The organism is Deltaproteobacteria bacterium (assembly GCA_009929795.1).
Taxonomy (GTDB): Bacteria; Desulfobacterota; Desulfovibrionia; order Desulfovibrionales; family Desulfomicrobiaceae; genus RZZR01.
In genome coordinates this window covers 1-1,265 of sequence record RZZR01000375.1, presented here as the reverse complement: position 1 = coordinate 1,265, position 1,265 = coordinate 1, and the positions used below count along the sequence as shown (strand labels likewise).

Here is a 1,265-nt window from a genome sequence, read left to right as displayed (position 1 = left end):
GCTACGTCTCCACTCGGGTCGAATACACCCCGCCGGTCATCTACTCCAGCCAGAGTCGGGCCAAGCTGGTCTTCATGGTCGAGGCCGTCCCAAAAATCCCGGATAATGCCCGCCTCCTCCACCCCGGCCAGCCGGTCGATGTCTGGTCCGAGGACTCAACGACCGTGAATGGGACAACCCATGGCGGGGTCTGATCCGGCCATTGCTGTCACCGGCCTGACCAAGGTTTTCGGGCCCAAGACCGTGGTGGACCACCTGGATATGACCGTCGAGGCCGGTGAAATCTATGGATTTCTCGGCCCCAACGGTTCGGGCAAGACCACCTTCATTCGCATGCTCTGCGGCCTGCTCCGGCCCGACGACGGCCAAGGGACCTGCCTTGGCTTCGACATCCTGCGCGAACCGGAACGGATCAAGCCACATGTGGGCTACATGGCCCAGCGCTTCAGCCTCTACGAAGATCTGACCGTGCGCGAAAACCTCATGTTCATGGCCCGGGCCTACGGCATTGCGGACCAACGACAGGTCGTGACTTCGAGCATGGATCGCATGGGCCTGGGACGCTTTTCCGACCAACTGGCCGGCCGCCTGTCCGGAGGATGGAAGCAGCGACTGGCATTGACGGCCTGCACCCTGCACCAGCCCAGGCTGCTCCTTTTGGACGAGCCCACGGCCGGGGTCGATCCCAGCGCCCGACGGACCTTCTGGGACCAGATCCACGCTCTGGCCGCCCAAGGCATCACCGCCCTCATCAGCACTCACTACATGGACGAGGCTGAACGATGCCATCGCCTCGCCTACATCGCCTACGGACATCTTCTGGCCCGGGGAACCTCCGAGGAACTGGTGGCCGCTTCCGGACTGCACACCTTCCGGGTCACCGGCCCCAACCTGCAAGATCTGGCGGAACGGTTGAAGAGCTGTCCCGCTGTCTGCCAGGCCGCCGCCTTTGGCACGGCCTTGCACGTCAGCGGTCGCGACCCTGTCGCCTTGGAATCGGCCCTGCGCCGGAGTCTTGGACCAGATCAATCTCTGATCCCGGCCCGAACCAGTCTGGAAGAGGTCTTTATCGACCTCATGCGCGGCCGGGAGGCCTGAAGCCATGTTCTCCCTCCGCCGCTTCTGGGCCGTGGTGGCCAAGGAATTCGTCCAGATGCGACGGGACCGTTTGACCTTCGCCATGATGGCCGGTGTCCCCCTCATGCAGCTCATTCTCTTCGGCTACGCCATCAACTCCGACCCCCGCCATCTGCCCACGGCCCTGC

General features: G+C 63.8%; 3 protein-coding genes. All 3 read left to right on the top strand.

Annotation, left to right across the window (positions count from 1 at the left end; genetic code table 11):
• A partial coding sequence (locus EOM25_15110; protein NCC26508.1) for a hypothetical protein occupies window positions 1-194 on the top strand: 194 nt, incomplete at its 5' end.
• On the top strand, window positions 181-1,098 hold the full coding sequence (locus EOM25_15105) for an ABC transporter ATP-binding protein (GenBank protein NCC26507.1): 918 nt from the start codon (window positions 181-183) through the stop codon (window positions 1,096-1,098). The genes EOM25_15110 and EOM25_15105, both read left to right, overlap by 14 nt.
• A gap of 4 nt (window positions 1,099-1,102) precedes the next feature.
• Window positions 1,103-1,265: ABC transporter permease (locus EOM25_15100; GenBank protein NCC26506.1), on the top strand; the 163-nt coding region annotated here is incomplete at its 3' end.

Excerpts from the sequence above, each read along its gene's own strand:
- EOM25_15105 (NCC26507.1), top strand. The coding sequence starts at position 181 with ATGGCGGGGTCTGATCCGGCCATTGCTGTCACCGGCCTGACCAAGGTT.